General features: G+C 56.0%; 31 protein-coding genes and 1 tRNA gene. 11 read left to right on the forward strand and 21 right to left on the reverse strand.

The features are described 5' to 3' along the window. Positions 1-7 precede the first annotated feature (7 nt). Positions 8-1,282 (reverse strand): rod shape-determining protein RodA, encoded by a 1,275-nt coding sequence (gene rodA / locus SynMITS9220_RS02225; protein WP_186990427.1) that lies wholly within the window; start codon positions 1,280-1,282, stop codon positions 8-10. Positions 1,283-1,284: 2 nt separating this feature from the next. Beyond that, positions 1,285-2,361 (reverse strand): Mrp/NBP35 family ATP-binding protein, encoded by a 1,077-nt coding sequence (locus SynMITS9220_RS02230; RefSeq protein WP_115124934.1) that lies wholly within the window; start codon positions 2,359-2,361, stop codon positions 1,285-1,287. 115 nt (positions 2,362-2,476) lie between these two features. Between SynMITS9220_RS02230 and hemF the strand changes: the two genes are divergently transcribed. Further along, positions 2,477-3,577 carry an oxygen-dependent coproporphyrinogen oxidase gene (gene hemF, locus SynMITS9220_RS02235; RefSeq protein WP_186990429.1) on the forward strand — a complete coding sequence of 367 codons (1,101 nt, stop codon included), beginning with the start codon at positions 2,477-2,479 and terminating at the stop codon, positions 3,575-3,577. Here the strand turns inward: hemF and SynMITS9220_RS02240 are convergent. From SynMITS9220_RS02240 to SynMITS9220_RS02250, 3 genes are read right to left on the reverse strand one after another with little or no spacing between them, the layout of a single operon-like run. Then, entirely contained in the window at positions 3,504-4,316 is an 813-nt protein-coding gene (locus tag SynMITS9220_RS02240) for an N-acetylmuramoyl-L-alanine amidase (protein WP_255483184.1), read from the reverse strand. The two genes, hemF and SynMITS9220_RS02240, sit on opposite strands and share 74 nt — an antisense overlap. A 37-nt stretch (positions 4,317-4,353) precedes the next feature. Then, positions 4,354-4,908 carry a cofactor assembly of complex C subunit B gene (locus tag SynMITS9220_RS02245; RefSeq protein WP_186990431.1) on the reverse strand — a complete coding sequence of 185 codons (555 nt, stop codon included), beginning with the start codon at positions 4,906-4,908 and terminating at the stop codon, positions 4,354-4,356. A 47-nt stretch (positions 4,909-4,955) separates the two neighbouring features. After that, a complete protein-coding gene (locus SynMITS9220_RS02250; protein ID WP_186990433.1) occupies positions 4,956-5,339 on the reverse strand; it encodes a helix-turn-helix transcriptional regulator in 384 nt (127 codons plus the stop codon). 126 nt (positions 5,340-5,465) lie between these two features. Between SynMITS9220_RS02250 and SynMITS9220_RS02255 the strand changes: the two genes are divergently transcribed. Beyond that, positions 5,466-6,110, forward strand: coding sequence for a ribonuclease D (locus SynMITS9220_RS02255; protein WP_186990435.1), 645 nt, complete (start codon positions 5,466-5,468; stop codon positions 6,108-6,110). 6 nt (positions 6,111-6,116) lie between these two features. On the opposite strand, the gene SynMITS9220_RS02260 is transcribed toward SynMITS9220_RS02255, so the two are convergent. Beyond that, positions 6,117-6,380, reverse strand: a complete 264-nt coding sequence (locus tag SynMITS9220_RS02260; RefSeq protein ID WP_186990437.1) for a hypothetical protein — start codon at positions 6,378-6,380, stop codon at positions 6,117-6,119. Positions 6,381-6,423: 43 nt separating this feature from the next. Then, a complete protein-coding gene (locus SynMITS9220_RS02265; protein ID WP_186991758.1) occupies positions 6,424-7,647 on the reverse strand; it encodes a lipid-A-disaccharide synthase-related protein in 1,224 nt (407 codons plus the stop codon). Here SynMITS9220_RS02265 and SynMITS9220_RS02270 point away from each other — a divergent pair. Together SynMITS9220_RS02270 and SynMITS9220_RS02275 are read left to right on the forward strand one after the other, a co-directional pair. Further along, positions 7,582-7,722: a hypothetical protein gene (locus SynMITS9220_RS02270; RefSeq protein WP_186990439.1), complete on the forward strand. Its 141-nt coding sequence runs from the start codon at positions 7,582-7,584 to the stop codon at positions 7,720-7,722. The genes SynMITS9220_RS02265 and SynMITS9220_RS02270 overlap by 66 nt on opposite strands. Then, a tRNA-Cys gene (locus SynMITS9220_RS02275) sits at positions 7,702-7,772 on the forward strand. The genes SynMITS9220_RS02270 and SynMITS9220_RS02275 overlap by 21 nt, the downstream gene beginning before the upstream one ends. Before the next feature lie 26 nt (positions 7,773-7,798). Here the strand turns inward: SynMITS9220_RS02275 and SynMITS9220_RS02280 are convergent. Together SynMITS9220_RS02280 and SynMITS9220_RS02285 are read right to left on the reverse strand one after the other, a co-directional pair. Then, complete coding sequence (locus tag SynMITS9220_RS02280; RefSeq protein WP_186990440.1) at positions 7,799-8,311, reverse strand: hypothetical protein; 513 nt, start codon at positions 8,309-8,311, stop codon at positions 7,799-7,801. A gap of 4 nt (positions 8,312-8,315) precedes the next feature. Beyond that, positions 8,316-8,483, reverse strand: a complete 168-nt coding sequence (locus tag SynMITS9220_RS02285; RefSeq protein WP_186992294.1) for a hypothetical protein — start codon at positions 8,481-8,483, stop codon at positions 8,316-8,318. Positions 8,484-8,532: 49 nt separating this feature from the next. Between SynMITS9220_RS02285 and SynMITS9220_RS02290 the strand changes: the two genes are divergently transcribed. Next, the gene (locus tag SynMITS9220_RS02290) at positions 8,533-9,492 is read left to right on the forward strand and encodes an aldo/keto reductase (RefSeq protein WP_186991759.1); all 960 of its coding nucleotides are present in this window, start codon (positions 8,533-8,535) and stop codon (positions 9,490-9,492) included. Here the strand turns inward: SynMITS9220_RS02290 and SynMITS9220_RS02295 are convergent. Both SynMITS9220_RS02295 and purM read right to left on the reverse strand, forming a co-directional pair. Next, on the reverse strand, positions 9,480-10,097 hold the full coding sequence (locus tag SynMITS9220_RS02295) for a histidine phosphotransferase (RefSeq protein WP_186990443.1): 618 nt from the start codon (positions 10,095-10,097) through the stop codon (positions 9,480-9,482). The two genes, SynMITS9220_RS02290 and SynMITS9220_RS02295, sit on opposite strands and share 13 nt — an antisense overlap. Positions 10,098-10,230: 133 nt before the next feature. Continuing rightward, positions 10,231-11,268: a phosphoribosylformylglycinamidine cyclo-ligase gene (gene purM / locus SynMITS9220_RS02300; RefSeq protein WP_186991762.1), complete on the reverse strand. Its 1,038-nt coding sequence runs from the start codon at positions 11,266-11,268 to the stop codon at positions 10,231-10,233. Between the two features lie 346 nt (positions 11,269-11,614). Between purM and SynMITS9220_RS02305 the strand changes: the two genes are divergently transcribed. Both SynMITS9220_RS02305 and SynMITS9220_RS02310 read left to right on the forward strand, forming a co-directional pair. After that, on the forward strand, positions 11,615-12,190 hold the full coding sequence (locus SynMITS9220_RS02305; RefSeq protein ID WP_186991764.1) for a septal ring lytic transglycosylase RlpA family protein: 576 nt from the start codon (positions 11,615-11,617) through the stop codon (positions 12,188-12,190). Positions 12,191-12,252: 62 nt separating this feature from the next. After that, on the forward strand, positions 12,253-13,743 hold the full coding sequence (locus tag SynMITS9220_RS02310) for a bifunctional pantoate--beta-alanine ligase/(d)CMP kinase (RefSeq protein ID WP_370594386.1): 1,491 nt from the start codon (positions 12,253-12,255) through the stop codon (positions 13,741-13,743). Positions 13,744-13,771: 28 nt separating this feature from the next. Here the strand turns inward: SynMITS9220_RS02310 and SynMITS9220_RS02315 are convergent, their stop codons facing one another. The 9 genes from SynMITS9220_RS02315 to SynMITS9220_RS02355 all read right to left on the reverse strand — a co-directional run bounded on the left by SynMITS9220_RS02315 (position 13,772) and on the right by SynMITS9220_RS02355 (position 20,011). Continuing rightward, entirely contained in the window at positions 13,772-14,302 is a 531-nt protein-coding gene (locus SynMITS9220_RS02315) for a low molecular weight protein-tyrosine-phosphatase (protein ID WP_186990445.1), read from the reverse strand. Positions 14,303-14,326: 24 nt separating this feature from the next. Further along, positions 14,327-15,703 (reverse strand): HEAT repeat domain-containing protein, encoded by a 1,377-nt coding sequence (locus SynMITS9220_RS02320; RefSeq protein ID WP_186990447.1) that lies wholly within the window; start codon positions 15,701-15,703, stop codon positions 14,327-14,329. 79 nt (positions 15,704-15,782) lie between these two features. Continuing rightward, positions 15,783-16,388 carry a chromophore lyase CpcT/CpeT gene (locus SynMITS9220_RS02325; protein WP_186990448.1) on the reverse strand — a complete coding sequence of 202 codons (606 nt, stop codon included), beginning with the start codon at positions 16,386-16,388 and terminating at the stop codon, positions 15,783-15,785. Positions 16,389-16,453: 65 nt separating this feature from the next. Further along, positions 16,454-16,942 (reverse strand): phycocyanin subunit alpha, encoded by a 489-nt coding sequence (cpcA, locus tag SynMITS9220_RS02330; RefSeq protein ID WP_186990450.1) that lies wholly within the window; start codon positions 16,940-16,942, stop codon positions 16,454-16,456. Positions 16,943-16,981: 39 nt separating this feature from the next. Then, the gene (locus SynMITS9220_RS02335; RefSeq protein ID WP_066904331.1) at positions 16,982-17,500 is read right to left on the reverse strand and encodes a phycocyanin subunit beta; all 519 of its coding nucleotides are present in this window, start codon (positions 17,498-17,500) and stop codon (positions 16,982-16,984) included. Positions 17,501-17,682: 182 nt separating this feature from the next. Continuing rightward, the gene (locus SynMITS9220_RS02340) at positions 17,683-18,456 is read right to left on the reverse strand and encodes a phycoerythrobilin:ferredoxin oxidoreductase (RefSeq protein WP_186990452.1); all 774 of its coding nucleotides are present in this window, start codon (positions 18,454-18,456) and stop codon (positions 17,683-17,685) included. Next, positions 18,453-19,160: a 15,16-dihydrobiliverdin:ferredoxin oxidoreductase gene (locus SynMITS9220_RS02345; protein WP_186990454.1), complete on the reverse strand. Its 708-nt coding sequence runs from the start codon at positions 19,158-19,160 to the stop codon at positions 18,453-18,455. Before SynMITS9220_RS02345 ends, SynMITS9220_RS02340 begins: the two co-directional genes overlap by 4 nt. Before the next feature lie 3 nt (positions 19,161-19,163). After that, positions 19,164-19,778, reverse strand: coding sequence for a phycobiliprotein lyase (locus SynMITS9220_RS02350; protein WP_255483264.1), 615 nt, complete (start codon positions 19,776-19,778; stop codon positions 19,164-19,166). Next, a complete protein-coding gene (locus SynMITS9220_RS02355; protein WP_186990456.1) occupies positions 19,778-20,011 on the reverse strand; it encodes a hypothetical protein in 234 nt (77 codons plus the stop codon). Before SynMITS9220_RS02355 ends, SynMITS9220_RS02350 begins: the two co-directional genes overlap by 1 nt. Positions 20,012-20,385: 374 nt before the next feature. Here SynMITS9220_RS02355 and cpeB point away from each other — a divergent pair, with 374 nt between their 5' ends. Together cpeB and cpeA are read left to right on the forward strand one after the other, a co-directional pair. Beyond that, complete coding sequence (gene cpeB, locus SynMITS9220_RS02360) at positions 20,386-20,940, forward strand: class 1 C-phycoerythrin subunit beta (RefSeq protein WP_067095448.1); 555 nt, start codon at positions 20,386-20,388, stop codon at positions 20,938-20,940. 51 nt (positions 20,941-20,991) lie between these two features. Next, positions 20,992-21,486 carry a class 1 C-phycoerythrin subunit alpha gene (gene cpeA, locus SynMITS9220_RS02365; RefSeq protein WP_066904317.1) on the forward strand — a complete coding sequence of 165 codons (495 nt, stop codon included), beginning with the start codon at positions 20,992-20,994 and terminating at the stop codon, positions 21,484-21,486. 67 nt (positions 21,487-21,553) lie between these two features. Here cpeA and SynMITS9220_RS02370 read toward each other — a convergent pair whose 3' ends face one another. Beyond that, the gene (locus SynMITS9220_RS02370) at positions 21,554-22,426 is read right to left on the reverse strand and encodes a HEAT repeat domain-containing protein (protein ID WP_255483186.1); all 873 of its coding nucleotides are present in this window, start codon (positions 22,424-22,426) and stop codon (positions 21,554-21,556) included. 41 nt (positions 22,427-22,467) lie between these two features. On the opposite strand from SynMITS9220_RS02370, the gene SynMITS9220_RS02375 reads away from it, so the two are divergent. Then, complete coding sequence (locus SynMITS9220_RS02375; RefSeq protein WP_186990460.1) at positions 22,468-22,893, forward strand: DUF2656 family protein; 426 nt, start codon at positions 22,468-22,470, stop codon at positions 22,891-22,893. Positions 22,894-23,403: 510 nt separating this feature from the next. After that, positions 23,404-24,723 carry a HEAT repeat domain-containing protein gene (locus SynMITS9220_RS02380; RefSeq protein ID WP_255483187.1) on the forward strand — a complete coding sequence of 440 codons (1,320 nt, stop codon included), beginning with the start codon at positions 23,404-23,406 and terminating at the stop codon, positions 24,721-24,723. Positions 24,724-24,778: the final 55 nt, after the last annotated feature.

Genomic DNA, 24,778 nt, shown 5'->3' on the forward strand with positions numbered 1-24,778 from the left:
GAGTCCTTCAACGGATCAGAGCTCGCCTTGCACGCCTTGCCACGGATAGGCAGAGGCCAAGGGCGATGAAATTCACCACCATGGCGCTGCGTCCGTAGCTCATGAAGGGCAGTGGAATTCCGGTGACGGGCCCAAGGCCGATGGTCATGAAGATGTTCACCACAACCTGGAACATCAGCATCGTGGCGACGCCGATTACCACCAACGATTCGAAGTCGGTTCGAGCTTTTCCTGCCACCTGAAGCATGCGCCCCATCAGTAGTGCGAAGCCGACAACCACCAGAATTGTGCCCACGAATCCCAGCTCCTCACCCAGCGCACTGAAGATGAAATCGGTGTGCTGCTCGGGGATGAAGCGCAGCTTGGTGAGTTGTCCCTGCAGCAGGCCAGTGCCGAACAGTCCTCCAGAACCAATTCCCACAGTGCTCTGCAGGAGGTGATAGCCACCACCCAAGGGGTCCTTGGTGGGGTCGAGAAACAGCACTAGTCGGTCGCGCTGATAATCCTGCAGGCCATTGGCCCACAGCCAGGGAGTCACCAGTGCAGCTGCACTTTGAACCGCCAGGACAAGAGCCAGCGCGACTTTTTTCCAGGGCAGAGACCGGTAGGCGATGCCCAGGGTGAATGGGATCCAGGCGGCGAGTCCCCAGGGGAACAGTCCTGCGAGCAGGGCCGTGATCAGGGGGGAGAGCAGCAGAACCAGCCACTCGAAAGGCATTCCCGACCAGTAGAGCATCGTTAACAACAGCGCCCCGAACACCAGCGACGTGCCCAGATCGGGCTGGATGAACACCAGCACCCAGGGGAGTGAAATCACACCTACTGGTCTGAGCAGATCCACCGGGCGTTCAACAGGGTGTCGATCCAATACCGCTGCCAGCAGCAGGATTGCTGCCAGCTTCGCGAATTCGGAGGGTTGCACATGCACGCCCCCGATGCTGATCCAGCGTTGTGCGCCTAGTGCTGTGGTGCCGATCATTCGAACAGCGACGAGGCTGATCACGGTGAGTCCGTAAATGGGGATCAGCAGGGGGCGGAGTCGCAGCAACGACAACCTCGCCAGCACCAGTGCGATTCCCACGCCGACACCGGCAGTGATCCAGTGGTGATACCAGTCGGCGTAATCGGCCTGACGCTGCGTGCTGGCGATCAGAAGTCCAGCCACGGCCACCATGGCGAGCGGTACTCCCCACAGAATCCAGTCCCGCTCGCGTCCTCGACCCCGCCGTTTGTCGGGCCTTCTGAACAGGGGTTGTCCACCGAGGCCGACTCCGGACACCATGATCAGGCTTCGTTGGTCACCATGGGTGAGAGACGATCTGCCAGCGCCAGAAATGTCTTGGCGCTGACCGAGTCGGGCTTTGACAAGGTGATCGGTTTGCCCTGATCGCCGCCTTCCTGAACAGGCATCTCCATGGGAATTTCAGCGAGTAGGGGGACGTCGAAAGCATCGGCCAGCGTCTGGCCACCGCCTGTGCCGAAGAGGGCATATCTGCGATCGGGCTGGTCTGGCGGAATGAACGCGCTCATGTTTTCGACTACACCCAGCACCGGGATATTCATCTGGCGAAACATCGCCAATCCGCGTCGCGCATCCTGAAGGGCCACCTGCTGTGGGGTGGTCACGATCACGACGCCCGCCATGGGAACAGCCTGGGCTAACGACAATTGGGCATCGCCGGTGCCAGGCGGCAGGTCAACCACCAAGACATCGCGCTCTCCCCACTGCACTTGATAGAGAAACTGGCGAATGATCCCGTTGAGCATGGGTCCGCGCCAGATCACGGGCTGGTTCTCTTCAATCAGCAGCCCCATCGACACCATGGCGACGCCGCAGGTCTCGATCGGCTGCATGCACTGGTTGTCTCCACTGCCGCTCACCTCAGGCGTACGGTCCGCCACCCCGAGCATGGTTGGGGCGTTGGGGCCATAAATATCGGCATCCAGAAGCCCTACCTTCAGTCCACGCACGGCTAGAGAACAGGCCAGATTCACCGCCACCGTGCTCTTGCCAACGCCACCCTTGCCGCTGCTCACCGCGATGACATGGCGGACACCGGGAATCGACTGTCGTTCGGCGACCTGGCCGTGGCCAGCCTGTCCGATTCCTCCCTGGGAGGGTGGTTGCCCGAGTTCGATCTGGACATCGTCGATGTCCTCCAGTTGCAGCAGTCGCTGCCTCGCACCGCTCACAATCTGATCACGCTGGTTCTGTGCGAATCCAGGCAGGTTCAACCGGATCACTGCCCTTGGAGGCGTCACCCGCACCTGGTCGAGCCAACCGAGGTCCAACAGAGAACGGTCACTTCCCGCATCGCGGAGGTCGCTGAGCGCCTGAGTGGCCTGTTCCGCAGTGGTCATGCGTCCCATTCGTTGGCTGGATCCTAGGGGCGCTTTTCCATGACAGTCCTTCACACGAACTTGTCGGAGACGGCGCTGGGCTGAAATGGTCAGGAGTTCAACGACACTGTCGACCATGGTCCGTTCCCTGCTTAAGCGTCTGAAGGGCCGGATGCTCGGGGCCGTGCCCTCGTCGTCTGCGGCTGTCTCGGGAGAGCGTCCCCCCGCCGACTCCCGCGAGCGTGCCCGTGCGCTGGTGATGGGCCTGCAAGATGAGATCTGCTCAGGCCTCGAAGAGATCGACGGCGTTGGCAAGTTTCAGGAAGAGAGCTGGGATCGGCCTGAAGGAGGCGGTGGGCGTTCCCGCGTGATGCGTGAAGGCCGCATCTTTGAACAGGGAGGCGTGAATTTCTCTGAAGTGCATGGCAAGGAGCTGCCACCTTCAATCCTTAAACAGCGGCCTGAAGCCAAAGGGCATCCATGGTTTGCCACCGGCACCTCCATGGTTCTGCATCCCAGAAATCCATTCGTTCCGACGGTGCATCTCAACTACCGCTACTTCGAGGCTGGACCGGTCTGGTGGTTCGGAGGTGGTGCTGATCTCACGCCTTACTACCCCTTTCTTGAGGATGCCCGCCATTTTCATCGCACCCATCAGCAGGCTTGCGATTCAGTCGATGAGCGTCTTTATCAGGTGTTCAAGCCCTGGTGTGACGAGTATTTCTTCCTGAAGCATCGCCAGGAGACGAGGGGGATCGGCGGCATCTTTTACGACTACCAAGACGGGTCTGGGCGTCTTTACCGCGGCCAGGATCCTGAAGGCCCAGCTGCTCGCAAAGCGGCTGAGATCGGTTCAGTGAATCTCTCCTGGGAGCAGCTGCATGATCTGGCGAGGGCTAACGGAACGGCATTCCTTCCTGCTTATATGCCGATTATCGACAAGCGCAATGGCCTTGCTTACGGAGACCGTGAGCGTCAGTTCCAGTTGTATCGACGGGGCAGATATGTGGAATTCAATCTGGTCTGGGATCGAGGAACCATCTTCGGATTGCAGACCAATGGCCGCACGGAATCGATCCTGATGTCTCTGCCGCCTCTAGCTCGCTGGGAATATGGCTATCAGGCCGAGGAGGGGTCTCGTGAGGCCCTGCTTACGGATCTGTTCACCCGTCCACAGCAGTGGTTCGACGATCCATCGCTTGAGGAACGTTGTCGTCCACATCAGGCGGTGAACTGAGCCTCTGGGTTGCTGGGCCCGGGGTCCCCCCGATGCCCAGCTCAATGGCTTCAACGATGCGAAGGGCCAGCGCGGCAACTACTGCCTTGCGACTGTGCGGAGCCCGCAAAGCCCGCTCCAGCTGTCCCTCCAGTTTGCCGATCTCGAGAATGCTGATGCCTCGCCTGGGTGCGCCGAGACCGCCGCGAAAGTTGATGGGATAGCGCCCGAAATTGAGGGCCAGGCTCTCGTCAATCCTTGTCGCTGGACTGCGCAGGTTGGGGATCAGGCCAGAGCCGACGCCGTGGCGGCCGTAGGCATCGAAATGGATCTCCAAGGCGTAACCACCTGCATCGTGGTGACGTCGCCCCACCGACCAGTTGGTGCGTGGATCCTCTTCATTCGCAATCGTGAGTTGATCCGGTTCATAGGAACGGATCTTGAGTCCGCGAGCCTGGCCTGTTGTCACCACGGCATCACGAACCCGCCGATTCCAGAACAGTTCATCGCGCATGCGCGCATCCATGGGGCGGGCTCCCCCACGGTCAACAGCTGCGCCCGAAGTCCCGGCTCCCTCGATTCCCTGGGAGTCGGCATGGCCTGCCAGAACCAGAATCTCCATGGACTCTGAGGGTGTTGCTCGGCCCGTCCAGCTGGCAGGCAAGCCAACCCTGACTCCCGTGAGGGGGTCGTCGTCCTGGGGGTGTGGAGTTTTGGCGGCCGTTGCCATTACGGCTGACAGGATCAGTCCAGCGGTCATCAATGCCGCGGGCAGGACCAGCCGTCGCGGAGTCACGTCAGATCGGTGAGGACAGCAACGCGCCATCGCTGGCCAGTTCCAGCGGATCGGCAAGGGCGAGCTCAAGGGCGATGAGCTCATCACGATGAGCACGCAGGCGAAGTGTGCTGCCTTCGCCTGCCTCAGACTCGATGAGCCGGATCTGAATCTCCTCCACGCGTCTTGCTCGGCGGGTGTAGATCCACCCGGCCAAGGGACCAAGAGTGGCAATCAGCAGAGGCCACCAATTCAAGGATGGGTTCATCTGTCGCACGACCAGTCCAAGGCTGCCAGCGCCGACGGTTCCCAGCAGTGACAGCAGGATTGCCAGAGGGACACTGCTGTCGACCTGGCCTCTGTATTCCAGCAGGCAGCGATCGGCATCCCCGCCCTGCTGGCTCCAGCCCCGCTGCTTCAACCAGGCGTCGAGGCCATTCAGCACTTCCACCGGAGGCTGCGGTGATCGAACTTCCACAACAGTGGTTCGATCCTTGCTGGCAGCTCGCAGGAAGAAGACCAGTCCAATCCCCAGCAACGCTGTGAGCAGCAGAGTGGACGTCTGGGGGGATGGCATCCGGCTAGCTGCTGTCCGAACAGAGGACTGTTCTACGTGGTCAGTGGCTAGGGGGTCAGTGGATCGTGTTCATGAAGCCAGCGGCTCCAGGGTTCCATCAGGCGTTCAGCCTGCCCTCTGGCGTCCTGATGCAGATGCAGCATGCGGCGGGGGCGACCCCTGCTTGGACAACGCTTGGTGTAGGAATCAAGCATTTCCTGCTGCTCGAGAAAATCGACCGCCTGATGCAGCACCGTTTCGGAGAGCCGCAGCTTGGGATGATCACTCTGCAGGCGCTGAAGCAGTCCGGAGGGGTAGGTGTCGTTCTGCAGTAGGCAGTCCAGAACCCAGCAGACCGCCAGCTCGAGATCCAGGAAGAGCGGCGGGGGCTGCTGGAAATAGTGTTCGATGTCCGCCAGACAGGAGCGCGTTGGTTTGCGTTGGGTGAGCATGAAAACAAGCTGTCTCGATTTTGTCTAACTCGGTCTCGTTCTGATTTTCAAGCGCTCAGTTAAAACTCGTTCGATTGCCTGCTGAGGCCAGAGTGGTGGTTGGTTGTCGTCCCTTGCTTTCCTTCCATGGCTGAGATCCCTAATGAGCCCTGCGCATTCGCAGTCTTTGATGGAGACCTGGATCAGGACTGGTATGACCGCTTCGTCCAGGCGAAGGCCCTTGCGGTCGACACCGAAGCCATGGGACTGATTCATGGACGTGACCGACTCTGTCTGGTGCAGATCTGCGACGACAGAGACCAGGTTGCTTGCATTCGCGTTGGTCTCGGCCAGACGGAGGCCCCGCGGCTGAAGTCACTGATGGAGGCTCAATCCATTGAAAAGGTGTTCCATTTCGCCCGGTTTGACGTGGCAGCGCTGGCCACGGGGCTTTCGATCCGAGTCAATCCTGTGTTTTGCACCAAGGTTGGGAGTCGTCTGGCACGCACCTACACCCCGCGGCACGGCCTCAAGGATCTGGTCATGGAACTGGTCGGAGTTGAGCTGGATAAACAGGCCCAGAGCAGTGATTGGGGCAGGGTTGATGAGTTAAGCGACGCCCAGCTGGCCTACGCCGCCAACGATGCCCGTTATCTGCTGCCCGCGCGCCGCCAGTTGGAGGTGATGTTGCGGCGAGAGGGTCGCTGGGAGCTGGCGCAGCGTTGCTTCGCATGCGTTCCAGTGATGTCCGATCTGGATCGTTTTCGCTTTGTCAACACCTTCGAGCACTGAGCGGTTTCAGTCTTCGAGCATGAAGTGTTGATCCATGGGCTCCGCCTCCAGCAGCGTGTCCAGGTTGCTGCCCGCTGAGCCCTGGCCCTGTTCGGCTTTCGCTGCATCAAGCAGGCTTGTTGCCACGGCTTTTCGGGTTTCCACATCCCGTGCACCGTCCATGGCTGCTTGCTGGTCGACCCGTCTGCGGGCAGAGGCCTGGCTAATGCTGAGCAGACTTGCCAGTTCCGCGCAAAGCCTCAGATAGTCGCGGTCCTGAATGGCGGCCATGGCGGTGGGAAGGAGATCCTTCGTTCTGAAGTGAAACCCAGTATCAGCGTTCGGGTGCGAGCTGGCTGATCACGTCCCTGGCAATGGCTTCGCTGCCGCCGGCCGGGCCCATCCTCTGGCGCCCCATACGTCCCATCTCCTGCCGCAGCAGAGGGTCATTGAGCAGCTGGGCAAGACGGCGGCCCAGCTCCTGTTCCGATTCACAGGTGCGGACGGCGCCACCCAGAAGTCGGCTCTGCCTCTCGGCAAACCCACGGGTGAACTGCGGACCACGACCTGGCAAGGACAGGGCTGGGATTCCCAGTCCCACCATTTGTTCTGTGGCTGTGCCGGCGGTGGCAACACCTGCTTCCGCCCAAGCCACCCACTGTTGGAATCGCCCTGGTCCAATCAGGAGAAGCACCGGCCCGTTTACCCAGCATTCGGCGGCTTCGAGGGCGCTGCTTGGAGGAGGGCAGCTGCGGAATCCAAGGTTTTGCAGCAGTTCACCCAGCTCGTTCTGATGGGGGCTGGAGCCAAGGGCTGCCAGAACGGCCAGAGGCACGGGGCTTGGCATCTGCAGGAGTCCGCTGATCAGGCGGCGGAAGTTGTTCAGTGCCTCGGGCATCCGGCTGCCGCACAGCAGCAGGATGCGTCGGCATCGCTCCAGGCTGGCCGGGGGGTCTGATGGGATAAGCCCATCCATCATTGGGTTCCCGGGGCTGGTCGCGTTGACGCCGTGGCGGCGCAGTCCCCTTGCGGTGAGACGGTCGCGCATGGCAACCAGGCGGCAGCCACGCCGTTTCATCACATGCCATTCCCAGGGATCCCACTCGCTGCCTTTCAGTGCGTGATAGCGATCACTCAGGGCTTGTCCTGGCCCGCTGCTCCAGGTGTAGTCGCTCTTGGGCGTGCCGATGAACCCAAACGGCCGACGGGTGCTCCAGGCCATCAGCAGCGGCAGCAGGTCTCCCACGGCCAGGATTGCAGCAGTGGACTTGCGCTCCTTCTGCAGGCAGATCCATTGCTTCCAGGTGAGCAGCGGCAGACCGGCCATGAGATCTGAGAGGAGAGCGCCCAGGCTCTGATTGCTGAATCCTCCGCTGGGAAGTCGTGCTCCCGGACCGATCTTCTGCACCCAGCCGTTGTCAATTGCGCCCTGAAAGCAGCTGCCCTGGCCGACGAGAGGAAGCACCTTCACGGTCCAGGCCGGTTGCAGTCGGTGCAGCGCTTCGATGATTTTCAGTGCGATCAGATCCTCGCCGTGTCCGTTGCTGATCACCAGCAGGGCAGGGGCGGTCTCGCTGATACGATCCGCCAGTGGAGCGGATTTGCTCCGAGCGGCGGCATGGCCAAGTGGTAAGGCAGAGGATTGCAAATCCTTTATCCCCAGTTCGAATCTGGGTGCCGCCTTCGTTCTCATCACACGGTCTGGATGATCAGAGTTGTGCTTCAGCACTGACCTGTCCTCCTGCTGGTCTATCGGCACGACAGAGAATGCGTCCTGTACGGACGCTGCAGTTCCCCAGGCTCACAGCCCAGGCCTTCGGCAATCCTTCAGCCAGCCCATCGGCGTTGTAGTTCGCTTCGGACACACTGTTGATCCTGCCTTGCCAGTTGGCCGTGTTCAGTTGGCAGTTGCCTCGGCTGCACTTCAAAACGGGCGTTGTTGACAACTCCGACACCACGAATGTGAGCCTCTGGCTGGAGCCTGGCTGATCGCCAGCTCCAACAAAGCGGATGCTGATGACCGCCGGCGTTCGGCCATCGATCTGAATGAAACGGCAACCACGCTTTTGTCCATTCATCGGCTGGAAGCGACAGTTGCTGCTTTTGGTCTGATATCGACCTGAAAAGGATTCGAGTTGGGGTTGAGCAGCGAGGGGGGAGCTCAGACCAAGCAACAGAGCGCATCCAAGGGCCGCGTGTTGGTGGAGGGGTAGGACGCGCATCACTTCAGTAGTCGCTGTCGGCCACGCACATGCCGATGCAGCTGATGCCGTTGCTGGAGGTGCGACCACAGTGAGAGCAGAGCACACGCTCATCTGCAGCACCGCTGGCTGAATCCTGCGCGGAGCCCTCGTCCCGCCGATTGCGAGCTGTTTCGGCAGCAGTGAGTGACATCACATGGACCGTACTGAAGCGATCATGGCGTGCAGCGATCCACGGCGTTGTGACAGGAATCGGATTCGGGACTTGGGCCTGGGGCAACCAACTGCTCTGGGGCTATCGCTCCGAAACAGACGATCCAGAACTGAAAGCAACGTTTGCAGCGGCCGTTACTGCCGGATTGCAGCTCGTGGACACGGCGGACTCCTATGGCACTGGTCGATTGAATGGTCGAAGTGAAGAGCTGCTGGGTCAGTGTCTGGAGGGCCTTGAGCTCTCGTCCCGCAACAACCTCATCGTTGCCACCAAGTTGGCTCCATTCCCCTGGCGCCTTGGTCGTCGCGGCCTGGTGAAAGCATTTCAAGCCAGCCGGCAGCGTCTACGGGGTCAGCTCGATCGGGTGCAGCTGCACTGGAGCACAGCCCGATACGCCCCATGGCAGGAACGACCACTGCTTGACGGTCTCGCTGATCTGGTGGACCAGGGTGAAGTGCGTGAGCTTGGTGTGTCCAATGTCGGCCCCCAGCGTCTAAGGCTGCTTCACGATCATCTGGCGCGTCGGGGTGTACGGCTGGCCAGTGTGCAGGTGCAGCTGTCACTGCTTGCGCCAGAACCAATCAGACCTGGCGGCATCCTCGACGTGTGTCGCGACCTCGGTGTGGAGGTCCTGGCTTACAGCCCTCTTGCTCTTGGCGTTCTGGCGCGACACCCTGGCTGGACACCCAGTGATGCAACGCTCTTGCGTTCGGGGCTGTTTCGGCGCCTGTTGCCGGATTCTCTCCCTCTGCGTCAGGCGATGGCTGACATGGCGCAGGCAAGGGGGGTAAATCAGATGCAGGTGGCCCTGAACTGGTGCCGGGCTCACGCAACCTGCCCGATTCCTGGATTTCGCCGACCCGCTCAGGTCGAGGATGCCAAGCAGGCACTTGGCTGGACCCTCACCGAGCAAGAGCGCAGTCTGCTCGATCAGCTCAGTCTCGATTGTCCGGTGCGCATGCCGGACAATCCGTTTCAGAGCGCTTGATCGGTTGGTTCCGGATCTGGACTGACGACCACTGGCAGTGATGATGCCTGGGGTTGCAGGGAAACCACCTTGAGTGGTGGCTTGATGGCAGGTGAAGGTTCTGCCGCCGACTGTTCGCAGGCTGAGAGTGCTTCCTGCAGCAAAGAATCAAACGTTGCGCCCGGAAGGCGGTGGCGTGCTATCTCCAGGAATGTTCGAGGCAGAGACTCTCCTGCAGCGCGGCGAACGGCGGGATTGTCCCGGCGCTGTTGTTGCTCCTCCTCGATTGCTCTCAGGAAACGATGGGTGACATCGCGCTTCGTGCAGGCCTTGATCAACGTGTCACGGTCACCCTGAACCTGCTCCAGCTCGGTGATGCGACGCTCAAGACTAAGGAGAACTTCCGCAGCTTCTTTACTGATGTTGGCCAGTTGCCCATCAGAGAGAAAGGGCATGTCGGCAACGAAGACCTTGCCGTGGTCCTTCAGCGCCAGAAAAGTCGGTCTTGGTCCGCCCTGACGGTGAGCTCCGCTTTTGTCATATCCAGAACTGACCGGGCGTCTGGGAGGTGTGGGACCTGCCGACGAACGTCGTCGGGTCGTGCGCTGAGGTCTATCAAATGGCATGGCTTACTAGGGCGTATGTCGCGACGCATTGATCGATGCAAGATCGATCTGTCTGCTGGGAGACTAACGGGGTTAGAAGGCCTCAGTGCGCTTTGTCCTCCAGCTGTTGGAGATTGTTGGATCCAGGTCTGGTTCAGGCGGGTAAGCCGAGCACTGGGGAGTCGTCATGGCCAGTCATGGCCATGATCTCGCCGATGTCCCAAGCCTTGAAGCCCTGTTGTTCACAGTGTTCGATTGCCGCTTCGACCGCCGCGCCAGGAAGCACCAGGCAATAACCAATTCCCAGATTGAAGGTGTGCCAGAGATCGCGCTCCTTGATCTCTCCGTGAGATTGCAGCCAGCTGAACAGTTCCGAGCGCGGCCAGCGTTCGGGGGCCACCTTGGCGATCAAGCCGTCAGGAAGGCAGCGGGGCAGGTTCTCGGGAATGCCTCCGCCTGTGATGTGGGCCATGGCATGCAGAGGAGTGCCTGATTCGATCAATCGCTTCACCAGTGCCCCGTACAGATGGGTTGGCTTCAAGAGCGCCTGAATCAGAGGTTGATCATCGGAGCCGAAGCGTGTTTCGGCCGATACGCCATTGGTCTCGAGAATTTTGCGCACCAGGCTGAAACCATTGCTGTGAACTCCGCTGCTGCTGACCCCAACGATGCGATCGCCGGCTTGAACTTGGCTGCCGTCAATCACCGCATCCTCGTCAACGACGGCCACGCAGAAACCCGCCAGGTCATAGCGGCCTGGTGGATAAAAGCCCGGCATCTCTGCTGTTTCACCGCCGAGCAGTGCGCAGCCGCTCTGGCGGCAGCCATCGGCAATGCCCTCGACCACCGTGGCCATGGCATCAGGGCTCAGGGCTCCTGTGGCCATGTAGTCGAGGAAAAACAGGGGTTCGGCGCCGCTGGTGATGACGTCGTTGACGCACATGGCAACCAAGTCGATGCCCACGTCGTGATGGTTGTGATGTTCCTGGGCGAGTTCAAGCTTGGTGCCAACGCCGTCGGTTCCCGACACCAGTAGTGGACGTTTCAGCCCTTGCGGCAGCCGGATCATGCCTCCAAAGCCGCCCAGCCCGCCGACCACCTCTGGACGATGCGTCGCTTCGACACCGGTTTTGATCCGCTGCACGAAAGCTCGCCCAGCTTCCACGTCCACACCGGCGGCTCGGTAGTCCATCAGCAGCAGTAGTTCTGCCTTGATCCTCTCCCCTCGTGAGCGGGGCGTTGTGTCGTGCTCTTGTGCCGCTGCGATCGCTGGTCCCCTGGTCATCAGTGGGGCTTGTTGTTCGGATTGCCTGAGCTGATCAATGGCCCCTCGGTGCGTTGTGCTTGCAACCCAGTTGCTGCATCCTCTCCGGGCGGCTGATCAGCGTCTTGGCCTGCTCGGCGTGAGCTTTTCCCTGCCGGCAGGGGCGTCCAGACATTTTTACGTTCAAGCGACTTTCATTCGCTTTGGTCGCGGTGTTTTGGCCCTTAACGGCCGAAGCAACGGTCTTTCCCAGACCGCCGTTGACCCACCTCTTATGGCTCGTTTTTTTCCTGCCATTGCTGCATTTGCTGGAGTTTCGCTCACAGGCCTCGCTCTCTATCCGGTGCTGGCGAGAGACCTTGATGGCTTTGGGATCACTGACCCTCTGGACCTTGTGCTGCCTTCCGAGCCTGTTTCCGCTCTCGAAGTCGCTGAACCATCGATCGAGGCGCCACTGGATCCACTGGTCACTGATCCAGTGACAGCCATTGCCGAGCCTGAGCCAGTGGTGGTTCCGATTCCGCCGCAGCCACCCAAGCCTGTTGTTCCGCTTGTGATCTCCACGCATTCGGGCGAAGCCAGCTGGTATGGCCCCGGTTTCTATGGGAATCGCACCGCCAATGGAGAGGTGTTTCGCCCGGGAACAATGACTGCCGCTCATCGCACCTTGCCGTTCGGTACGCGTGTGCGAGTGACCAACCTCTGGAACGGTCGCAAAGCAGTGGTGCGCATTAATGATCGTGGCCCATTCGCTGGGGACAGGGTGATTGATCTGGCGCATGGTGCTGCAAGCGAGCTGGGGTTGACGAGCAGTGGCATTGCCCAGGTTCGTCTTGAGGTGCTTCGCTGAGCCTTCGCGTCCTCCGAACTCGCTCAGAACTCACGGCCTGGCGTGCATCACGGCCTGGCCCGATTGATTTTGTTCCCACGATGGGGGGGCTGCATCAAGGTCACGCCCAGCTGATCCAGCGTGCGGTTGCTGGCTGCCCGGAGCCGGGATCCGTTCTGGTGAGTGTGTTTGTCAATCCTCTGCAGTTCGGAGAGGGGGAGGACTTTGATCGTTACCCCCGCTCCTTCGAGGCTGACTGCCTTCTGGCACAGCAGGCCGGTGCGTCAGCAATCTGGTGTCCGGATGAGCGCCAGATTTATCCGCAAGGTGTCGCGTCGGGTTGGAGGCTGCAAGCGCCGTCAGCTTTGCAGTCGGGTTTGTGCGGTCCCTGGCGACCAGGCCATTTCGATGGAGTTGCCACCGTGGTCAGCCGCCTGTTGGCACTGGTCCAGCCAAGACAGCTCTGGCTGGGTGAGAAGGATTGGCAGCAAATCGCGATCGTGCGCCGGATGGTGAGCGACCTGGGATTGTCGGTTCGGGTCAGGGGATGTGCCACCGTGCGGGAGCCCGATGGTCTGGCTGCCAGTTCGCGCAATTTGTACCTGCTTCCAGAGCAGCGACGTAGCGCGGTCTCGATCGGAGTCGCTCTCCGTCGTGCTGCGACGCAACTTCAGAACAGGCTGGCTAGCCAGGGGGATGTTCTGATCCAACTCAGACGGCAGCTCGAAACCGCAGGCCTTGAGGTGGAGTATGTAGAGGTCGTGGATCCATCCACGCTGCAGCCTGCTGCGGAAACACAGTCCTTGCGACTTTTGGCCGCGGCCGTCTGCTCTGGATCCACACGCCTGATCGATCACATTTTTGTCATGACCCGCTCTCCCATCGTTGCCATCGATGGCCCCGCCGGTGCTGGAAAGAGCACGGTTACCCGGGCCTTCGCTGAACGCATGGGTCTGCTGTATCTCGATACCGGCGCCATGTATCGGGCCGTGACCTTATGGGTCCAGGAGCATGGGGCTGATCCGGCCAACGCAGACGCCGTCGAGCGGCTTCTGAGCGGGTTGGAGGTGGATCTTTCGCCGTTGCGGAATGGAGTGCAGACCGTTTATGTGAACGGCAGGGATGTCACGGATGCAATCCGTGATCCCAAAGTCACCGGTGCGGTGTCGTTGGTTGCTGCCCATGCTTGCGTTCGGGCACTGCTGACGCGGCAGCAGCAGAGACTCGGTGAGAAGGGAGGCCTGGTGGCTGAAGGCCGCGATATCGGCACAGCTGTGTTTCCGGATGCCGAGCTCAAGGTGTTCCTGACGGCGACTCCTGAAGAACGGGCTCGTCGTCGTGCCAAGGATCTGGAGACGCGCGGTCATGCCGTGCCTGCGCTCAGCGAAATCGAAGCGCAGATTGTTGAGCGAGACCGACTCGATAGCACCAGAACAATTGCGCCGTTGGTGCAGGCGGATGACGCCACCGAGCTGATCACCGACGGGATGGGGATCGAAGCCGTGATTGACGCACTCGAGGACCTGTTCCGTGGGCGGGTTGCTGAAGAGGTCTGGCCCACTCCCGAGCGCTGATCGCTGTTCAGGGCTGGATGGTTGCTGTTTAATCCTGTGCGCTCAGTTCATCGAGCATCGCTGCGCAGGCATCTTCCAGTAGATCCAGCACATGATCGAAGCCGGCATCCCCTCCGTAATAAGGGTCAGGAACTTCGCTTTCGCTATAGCGCTCTCTGTAGCTGAGCATCGGCCGGATCTGGGCGGTGGCCCTTTCCCCCCCCTCTCGGGCTAGGCCGCTGACAGCCCTGAAATTGTCGTCGTCCATGGTTAATACCAGGTCGAACTCTTCCAGGTCATTGAGGTCGATCTGACGGGCTCGGCTTGGCAGATGAATGCCACGCCGCTTGGCCGCGGCCTGCATCCGACGGTCTGCGGGATTTCCCACATGCCAGCTGCCGGTGCCGGCGGAGTCCACCACGAAGCGGTCGTTTAATCCTCGTTCGTTCAGAAGATGCAGAAACACCCCCTCCGCAGCGGGTGATCGGCAGATGTTGCCGAGACAGACGAAAAGTATTTTCACGGTTTTTTCAAGTAAACATTTTTGGGCTTTTTGATGCCCCTTGATTGAGGCGCACATTGGTGGCTTCGTGGGTTTGAAACTTTAAAAAATATTGGGTGAGCTTATTTCGGATAAAGCAATGTCGATGCGTTTCAAAATCACAGGGTCGGCTTCTTTTGCGCTTGATTCAAGCAGAAGGGCTCTGGCTCTGCTATTGCCGATGCCTTCTAGTGCGATGCATGCGCTGTAGCGCAATCCCCAGTCGTCAGGGTATTGCAATGTCCAGCTCAGCTTATCCATTGTGATAGTGAGTGATGGACAATCGTCTTGCTGAATCCAGTCAATGTCTCCAAGCGCGCATGCTGCCACACGTCGGATGTTGCCCTGGCAGTGATTACCGATTTCGACTCCAACAGCATCGATCAAGGCTGGTACATAATCACTGTTTTTTAGCGTTGCCATGGCTTTAACAAGGCCCATTTTGATGTCTTGATCTGATTCTGAAAAGTAAAGATTGTGCAGATCTTCTTTGATGCTTTCCGGGCTTTCGGCCAGCATCCTGATGCCTTCCTCGCGTTCCACCAAAGATGGCGATCTGAGCTTTTTAAAGGCAAGGGAGAGTATGTCTGCTGTTGATTTGATTGGTTGCTCGGGGTTGGTCGATTTTGGAATGTCTTGATTGATGAGCAAATTGCCCGCAAAGTTTTCTCTGGTTAATTCGTCAAGTGTTTTGAAGAGAGAATCATGCATCTCTTGATTCTGTGCCCCTTGCTCATTTTCTCCCTTGGCTGATTTGAGTAGCGAATCGCTCAGGATTGCCCTGATGGCATACATTTTGACGTTATTGGGGATTGGGGCTGCCAGGATGGATTTTGCTGCTGAGATCGTTCCGATTCGGGCAAGGTCGAAAGCTGCTGATTGCCTCACAAAACGATTCTCGTGATTCAGGAGGGTAATCACTTGATCGAGATAGCTTTTCTCGCCAGTGCATTCATAGAAGAATGCTGCTGCTGAGCTCACCACTCTCTTGCAGTCTGATTCAAGGAAAGGCTTGATTTTCTCAGCAACCTGCCAAACTTGATTTGAAGCCAGTGCTTCAATGAGAGCTTCTATTGGTTTGTTATCAATATCTTTGTCTAGATAGCTGATCAGTGAATGAGAGCATTGATCGTTTTTGATTTCGATCAATGCTCTCAATGTCGCTTCATGGAGTTGAACATCATTGGTATTCAGTGTTTCAAGAAGTGAGTGAATGCAACTTGCATCTTTGATCATCCCGAGCGATCGTGCTGCTTGCCTTCGCAGTGGGTAGCCACCTGTAGAGGTCACCTCTCGTTCATCCTTCAGACAGTCGACCAGCTTGGGGATTGCTTCGATCGCTCGGTGTTTGCCCAGCCACCAGGCGCCGTGGTAGCGAACACCAGCATCTTCATGATCTAGGGCTTCAAGGGCTGATTGTGTTGAGTTGATTGGGATCAAGTCTCTATTCTGTGGCGGCAGCTCTTGGGCTTTAGCTTAAAAGGCCGCGTCCCTGTGCTGTTTCTCTGAAAAGACCGCATCATGCCTGGGATCTTTCTGCGGAGGGTTGACACCACTTTGCTTCCCATGATGCAGTTTTTTTGAAGCGAAATTCACCTGCGATTGAGCCCCAGCATCGCTCTTTAGTCACTGGGTCCTGGCCACGATCAAGCGTTGAAAGAGTGTCTCGATTCAGGTGGAATGAGCTAACAAGAATGGTGTCTTTGCCGTCTCGTTTGACAATGCAGCAAGCGCCTGGCTCTATTTCTCCATGATATCCGTCTTTTCTTTCGGTGACTTGGTAGTGGCAATTGTTCAATGGTATGAGATCTGATTCTTTGATCTGCTTTCGTAGAGTTATATCTGTCGTTGCTTTTGAGAATTGATCGGGTTCCCTAAAAATATGGTTCCAGAGTTTGATGATTCCATTCTCAATTTCTTCTGCTCGTATCATTCGTAATCGGTATGGGTTTTTCGGGTCGACTGCATAAGTTTGTTCCAGAAGAATAGATCCCTGCTGAAGATGCTCAATCGGTCGATATTTAAGAAAGATATGAGCAAACAATGGAGGGTTGTCGAAGGCTTGCTGTTGATTGCTGTACTCTCCGCATAAAAGGTCTAGGAATCGTTGCAGAGATGGTTTCATCAGTGAGTGACTGAAAAAAAAGCCCCCAGATGGGGGCTTATGGAGAGTCTGAACAACGATGTTGTTCAGATCAAGGCGTTGATGGCGTAGTCGAGATAGCTATTGGCTTCTGTAGCCGCATCACCAGAAAGACCGTGGTTGGCCTTGATGTGCTTCAGCGCTTCAACGTACCAGGTCGGTGAAAGCTCAAATGTACGGTTGATTTCGGCAAGGCCAGCAATCAGGTAGTCATCCATAGGGCCTGTGCCTCCAGCAACGAGGCAATAGGTCACCATGCGCAGGTAATAGCCGATGTCTCTTGAACACTTGGCTTTGCCTTCAGTGGTTGAGGCGTAGTTCGAACCTTCCATCTGGGTGGTGAAAGGGAACTTGGTGTAAACAGCTTGTGCAGCTCCGTTGACCAGGGCATCACCCTTAGAAGTGAGAGCCTTGGCAGCCTCCAGGCTCGCTTTGGCGCGAGTGAAACGGCCGGAAGCAGCTTGCACTTCGGCGTTGGTGAGGAAGCGACCTTGAGAATCTGCTGCCGCGACGGCTTCGGTGAGGGGTGTTTTCATGATGAAGAAGGATTTAAGCGAAAAAAGTGGCTATCGGTATCAAGCGACAGAGGCTGCTGCGCGATCGAAGTAGGTTCCGATCTCGCTGTTGAGAGATGCACAATCACCTGAGGTGATTCCGTCTTTGTCGTTGACGATGGCCAGTGCGGCTTCTTTCATGAGGTTGACGCCAGCGGCTACAGATGAGCCGGGAGTACCCAGTGCCAGGTAGGTCTCACGCAGGCCATTGAGGCAGCGATCTTCCATCACAGAGGCGTCACCGGTGAAGACCGAGTAGGTGACATAGCGAAGGATGATTTCCATGTCGCGCAGGCAGGCAGCCATGCGACGGGAGGTGTAGGCGTTGCCGCCTGGGGCAATCAGTGCAGGCTGCTGAGCAAACAGAGCGCGTGCAGCATTCGCAACGATTGTTGAGGCGTTGCTGGAAATGCGGTTCACGGCGTCCAGACGCTTATTGCTGTCAGAGACGACGGCGGCGAGAGCATCAATCTCGCTGGTGTTGATGAACTGTCCCCGGGCGTCGGCCTGGGCGACAACCTTGGTGAAGGCGTCGAACATTTGGAACTCCTCTTGGCAGCGTCTAAATGGGTGTCACAGACACCGGAGGGACATCGTAAAAGTCCCGTCGGGGTCGGATGCAATTCTCGCTAAGTGGTCGAAGCGCACCCGATGGCTGTTCATAATGCTTAACCCCCAGTCCAGGCAGGGTATTTGCTCAGTTCAGAGCAGCACACCGGCGATTAGAGGTCAAACAGCACATCGTGGATGTACGCCTCGGTCCATTCACTGCCATGGAATCGAGTCAGCATTCCCCTGGCAGGATCTTTCTCTGCTCTGTAATCGGTGTAACGGCGTTGACCCGCCAGGAGATGCTCCATGCGTTGATCGGAGACAGGCTCGGCCGCAGCGGCGAGTTCCAGATAAAGGTTGAGGTAGTCATTGAAAGCTGGTCGCACCACGCTTTTGATGAGCTGATCTCCTTCTTCTCCAAGAGGCAGTCGTGTCCAAAGGAACCCCGGCGAGAAGAAGGGCTGGGCTTCGTCAGGAATTGGACCTCCGTCTGGTAACTGAGAACGCCAGCGATCAAAAATCGGCATCAGCCGATCCCAAACGCCTTGAGTGTGTTCGTTGTCCTGCTTGTCAGCCGGTTGAAGATCAAGCGCGAGCAAATGGCCCGATGGCAGGGTGACAAGGTCTCCGCCGAAGAAGGGCAGGTCATACCTCGGCAGAGGGTTGATCACAAAGTTCAGAACCGATGCGGATGAGCCCGCACTGACGCAAGCCGCCCTCACTTGGCGAAATTTCTCGCTCTTGCAGGCCCAGGTGGCCGTGGTCACGCTGACAGGCTTGGCTTTCGATCCTGTTTGATCCTGTTTGAACAAAAACGCATCGTTGACCGGATAGGGCTCGATCCCTAGAGGCAGCAGAGAGTTGACAGCGTCCTCTAGGAACGGTTGCCAGCTCCAGCCTTCAATGGCAACAGGATCAAGGCTGTTGAGTCGGTTTGAACTCATTGCTTGGCGGATGCTGGGAACAGAAATTCGCTCAGGAATCGGTCGGACCACTCTTTGCCGAAATGACTGGTGAAGAGTCCGTGAGCCGGGTCGCGTTCGGCGCTGTAAACGTCGTAGTTGTCCTGGAGGCGTTTCACTTCATCCGACTGAATGAGCGCGTCGGTTTTCAGAGCGGTGTCGTGAAGCTCCCAGTAGGCCTTCAGGAATGCACTGAATGCCGGCGGCAACGAGGTCTCCGCTTGATCAGCACCGCCACGACAAAACAACAACCAGGATGAGAAGTATTGATTCGGGTCGAACGAGCGCATCGTCTCTTCGCCATTGAGATCAGGAAATTCCTGATTCAGTTGTTTGAGGCCGGAGAAATATCGATCGAGATAATTTTCATCCTGAACCAGAGGTTGGAAATCGAGAACGGCAACGAGCTTTTGCCGCGCGCCAAACCAGAGCAGGTCGACTCCCATCAGAGGATGGTCAAGGCTGTAATCGGGATAGGCAACCGAATTCAGAACCTGCAGCTTGTCACCAGCATCAAGCCTGGTGACCCGCCAGCGACGGAAATTCGGGACCTCCCAAAGCCAGCTGCGGATCACGCTGGTGCCTTTCTTGGATTGGCATTCTTCGAGCCCAGCGGGCACGTCTATGGCCTTACCCCCTCGTTGCTGGATGCCGTGGTGAAGTTCCTTGAGAAATGGATCAAACACGTTTCAGCTCTCCTGGATTGGAGGATTGTTGTCAGCTCTCTCTCTGGTGGCTGACGACAGGGCCGCAATCTCAGCGTTACTGGGACAGCGAAATTCAGTGCAGTACGTGGTCATGGCAACACCGTTGAGAAATTGCACCGAGCTCACCCGCATTCTGATTTGATCATTCACAAACCAGCATCGTTCGATACCTGTGTTGGTGTCATATCGGGTTTTGATCGTCAACACGCCATCATCAGCAAAGGAATAGGTGCTGACGACTGATTTTTTTTCCACATAACCGACATCTCTCAACAGAAATCCTTGACGGGGGTCTTCTGGATTAGGGGCATCGACAACCACTGCGGCGTAGTCGTTATTGCGCGTATCTTCCATCAAGTTGCTCTCCCAGTAAAACCTTGCTCCACCGCTGGTATCGCTGATTTTCACGTTCAGCGCTGAACACACTTTTTCAACTACTGGGTCATTGGTGTCGAACGGTTCGATGATCAAATTTGAATCTGCAGCTTCATCGTCTTGGCAATCCAAGTGATGGACGACTCGGCGATTCAGCCAAGTACCCCGACTTGCTTCAAAAAAGCTGGCCATCGTCATCGGGGTGATCCCCTCTGGTCTCATCATTGGCCGCTCTGAGCATTTCTTTGCGCCTTGAGTTGATCCAACACCTCATCGATTCGTGTGAGCTCAGGGTGTTCGCTGAGCGTGGCATCTATTTTCTTTTGGGATAAACGAAGTTTTTTACCCAGCCCTAGAACGTCGTTATAAAGTCGTTCTCGATAGGTGGATAGTTCATCAATCGATTCCTGCAATTCTTCAATGCTGGGTGCTTGCTGAGGAGGTTGATCCGCCATGCTGAGCAAATGAACAGAAAAGCGAGTGTGAGCCTACCCGCCCACTGAAGCCCAAGTGTTGCCTGCGTTGCGATTGGTGATCTAGTGGTTTGACGGACAGATTTTCCCTTGCTCAGTGCCTTTTGTACTGTTCATTGTTAGGGCTATGGGGACCTTGAAGCCTGTTGATGGCCTTGTTGAGCTCACAAGGTGACGAACTCTTGCGTGATCAGCTGATCCCGAACCACTGCTTGGTTGACCCGGCTTAGCTTGTTAAAGCGCTTCCAACCCCTTGGGTTTTTCAGCCATCGGCTCAAGACACCTTCAAAGGCCTTGTTTCAGTGGTTGCCTCTCGGCATCAGAAGCCTCTCCCCCACAAAACTGTCTGGCCCCAAATGCTCGACGCATTCTCCCGTTCGGTCGTCAGCGCTGACGCCAAAACCGCACCTGTAGGTGGTAGCGACCTCGCTGTCCTTCGCAGCTATGTCAGCCAAGGCAATAAGCGCCTGGACGCTGTCAACGCCATCACCTCCAACGCCTCCTGCATCGTTTCCGATGCTGTGACCGGCATGATCTGTGAGAACACCGGCCTGATTCAGGCTGGTGGTAACTGCTATCCCAATCGCCGCATGGCTGCATGCCTGCGCGATGGTGAGATCGTGCTCCGCTACATCAGCTATGCGCTGCTTGCAGGCGACGCTTCCGTGCTGGATGACCGTTGCCTGAATGGTCTGAAAGAGACCTACATCGCTCTGGGAGTTCCCACCCAGTCTGCAGCACGTGCCGTGGCCATCATGAAGGCTTCAGCAACTGCTCTCATCGGCGAAACCAACTCTCCTGCCTCTGGCGGCAAGCGTTTCCGCAAGATGGAGACCACACAAGGCGACTGCTCAGCTCTTGTTGCTGAAGCTGGTTCCTATTTCGATCGCGTGATCGGCGCCGTCTCCTGAACGGCTTCTCGCTTTCTTTTCAGACACTCTCCCTCTTAAAGGAACCCATCAATGAAGTCCGTCGTTACCACAGTTGTGACTGCTGCAGACGCAGCAGGTCGCTTCCCTTCCCAGAACGATCTTGAAGCCGTTCAGGGCAACATCCAACGTGCCGCTGCTCGCCTTGAAGCTGCTGAAAAGCTGGCTGCTGGTCTAGATGCCGTTACTCGTGAAGCCGGTGATGCCTGCTTCAACAAGTACGCCTATCTGAAGCAGCCTGGTGAGGCTGGTGATAGCCAGGTCAAGGTTGACAAGTGCTACCGCGATCTGGGCCACTATCTGCGCCTGATCAACTACTGCCTCGTTGTTGGCGGCACTGGTCCTCTGGATGAGTGGGGAATTGCTGGTGCCCGTGAGGTGTACCGCTCACTAAGCCTTCCTACAGGCCCCTACGTTGAAGCACTCACCTACACCCGTGACCGTGCTTGTGCTCCTCGTGACATGAGCCCTCAGGCTCTCAACGAGTTCAAGTCCTACCTGGATTATGTGATCAACGCTCTCTCCTGAGCTTGTTTACAGCAACTAGCTGAATCGGGGGGTGCTCAGGCATCCCCCTTTTTCATGATTGTTTTTCTCAGGATTGTTGGAGTCGATCAATCGCAAGCTGTAAAACGTTGCGGACTACTGGGTCAGATTCGCTTTCGAGTTGTTTTTGAAGATTAGGAATACTTGAACTGCAGCCGAGCTTCATCAGTGATAAAGCAGTGTTTTTTCTGACCAAACTCTCCTGATCTGAGAGAGCAGAGGAGAGTAAAGGTAATGTCCATTCTGAATCCTCAAGATTTCCAAGCAGGATGACCGCTTCAGAACGAATTTCAGCGCACGAATCCAGAAGAGACTTTTGAAGCAGGTCTCGATCCTCTTGGGAGTTTAGGGATTGAATCTGACTTGCAAGGGCTGATATTGCTGCTTTTCGAACTCTGGCATTGTCTGAGGTCAATGCACCTTTGAGGGTTTCTGGGGCTCGATCACCAATGATCGTGAGTGCCCAATTCGCTAGGCCAATTTGCATTTCTGTGCTGTCGACATTTTCAACGATGCTCAGAATTGCTCCGATTGATTCCTTTCCCATGGATGCCATCGCTCCCATGGTTGAGCCTTGCACCACTGAATCTGTATCGGTCAGAAAAGTCGTCAGTAGATCTGGCAGGCTATTCCGATCAGCAATCAAAGTCAGAGTTTTAGCAGCTGCTCTTCTCACTGTGACCTGATCACTGCGTCGCATGGCCTGGCATAAAGCAGGAACAGCTGCTTTCCCAATCGATCCCAAGCCCTCGGAAATTTGACGGCGAAGCAGCCCTCGAGGATCCCCTAGCCCGGCTACCATGATCGCGATGGAGTCTGGATCAGCGTCAATCGGCAATCCTGCACTCAATTTTTCTTTGAGATGATTGGCAAGATCAAGGGCTTCTTCTTGACTCAACTGTGTTTCAGCGAAGTCATTCATTGAGCCCTCCATCACACTTGACTTTGACCATAGCCCAAACCATGACCGTTTTTATTGTCTCTCATAATCTTCAGATCACATCAGATAGTGTTCCTGCAATATCTGCTCAAGCGTTAGCTGATGGATTGAAGGGGCAATCAAATGCTTTTGATCATGCCGAAGCTTTAAGTCATCCGCATTGGCTGATTCGTTTAGAGTCTTCTTTATCACCTGAAGATATGGGCAAAGAGCTCGTTCAGGCATGGAAAAAATTTCGAATTTCTTCTTCTCACGGTTCCGAGCATCATTGGCTTGCTCTTGGAGGTCGTAAGGATTCTCCGGGATCAGCTGGTTCCCCACTGCAAGATGGATCTTGGGGAGTTGATGTCGTTGAATGTACCAATCCTGATCAATTTCTGCTTGGCATCAACTGGGAAGCACTGAAAAGTGGACGACCCAGCGATGCAGTCTTTGAAATCAAGGCCTAAATCGAGTTAGTCAGAGTTGTTCTATTTGCGTCGTTGACGACGATTCCTTTGGCTTGACTTTTTATCCGCTTTAGTGCTTTCAGCTTTATTCTCTGATTTCAGTTCCGTGTTCTTGGGGCTGGACGGTTTTGCTGGCGATAGTTCTGCATTCTTCTCTTTCAAGTTGCTCTTGCTAGTAGTTGCTTGAGCTTGAGGCTCGCTTTTTGCGTAATCTGTATTCAGCGCAGTTACACTAAAGCCAGCTCGATGCATCACTTGCATCCCCTGACATAGACCATTGAATGGAATGTTGAAATGTACGGACATCGATGGCCTTGAACGATTCATGGTCGTTGTTTGTACGATGAATCGCTTCCCAGAAAAAGGTCCCACAATGTTCAAGTAACTGATGTAACTCTATGCTGTTTTCGCTTTTCAATGCATCGAGTTAGTTTTTTTTGACTAGTTTGAGTTTAGTGAAGACATCTTGCTTGATTTTAAGGTACAATTTATACGTGATTTTATCCCTTGATGACAGGTCGTTTTGACAATATTCATCCCGAGCTGACATGTGAGCATGCACGCCGGATTCTTCTTCAGCCCATCAATGAGTTGGAGTCGCAAAGCGATTACTATATGGCCGCGTCTCATTTGATCAATTGCCCAGGATCGGAGACGGAACAAGCTTTAGTGAATTTGTTAGATAATCCTCTCAATGAACAAGCTGTTAATATTGCTAAAAGAAAGGCTGTCGAAGTTCTTGGAAGGTTAGGTGCTTCATCGTCGATCTCTGAAATTGGGCAATGCCTTTGGTCTGAAGATCAATATTTGGTCGAAAACACTATATTTGCTCTTCAGCAATTGAAATGCAATAATCCCCGACTGACTGCAAAGATGATTGATCTGTTGGAAGATAATCGATCTAATCAGCGGGTTTTAATTCAATGCTTGGCAAGTCTGTCTGTGCAAGAATGCCTCGCCACAATTCAGGCTTTAAAGAATTCCGAATCTCCTGGAATCAGAGGAGCCGCAATTGCTGCAGATGCTCAACTCTCCGGTAGTAGAAAGCAGCTTTCTGTTGTGGCTGAGCATCTTTTGCTCCCAAACCAGATGGACCGTCAATGCGCAATCCAGGACTTAATTGATGCGCAAGCCGTTGAGTATCTGCCTTCAATTGTGGCGTCGCCAGTTTCCCCAGCTTTTCGAATGCGTGCTTGCAGGCTTCTGCTTAACGTTCAAGATCAGCATCCAGCCTTGAGGGAATCAATTCATCTTATTGACACCATTCTAATTGATGAACCTGATGATATTACGCTTGTCCATGAGTATGACAGCACTCCTAATCCTGATTTTTTAGTGCGGGACCTCTTTAATACCGATTTCAGCCGTTGTTACCTTGCCTTGAAGATGTTGAGATCTATCCCTTCGGATGTACTCTGGCCAGTCATCTCAAAACAATGGGATGAAGAAGCACATAATGACTATGGTGCCCATTATTTCTTTATGCGCTTGATGGGTTCGCGGGGTGATTGGTCGCAGCAGGCTTTAAGTTGTATTGACGAAATCCTGAAGTCATCTGCAATCAATCTGCGGCCTCAGTTTCAAAAAAGCCGTGCTGCAGCGATATACTCTATAGCTCAATTAGATCCATCTCATTTTCTTGAGCTGATTCCTCAGTTTTTGGCCGATCAATACTTGCCTCCTTGGGATTGTCGTTACGCGGTGATCCTGGCGTTGGAATCAATTTATAATCGGGTCAATCAACTTGATGTTGATAATTGTTTGAAGCTACTTGCTGATGATGGCGATTGTTTTGTCCAAGCTAAGCTGTCATCGATGCAATCGGCTTGATTGACGGTGTTATCTGAATATTGATTGAATGTGCCTTAGGGTCCTCTTCTCAGTA

This window comes from Synechococcus sp. MIT S9220 (assembly GCF_014304815.1).
Lineage (GTDB): Bacteria > Cyanobacteriota > Cyanobacteriia > PCC-6307 > Cyanobiaceae > Synechococcus_C.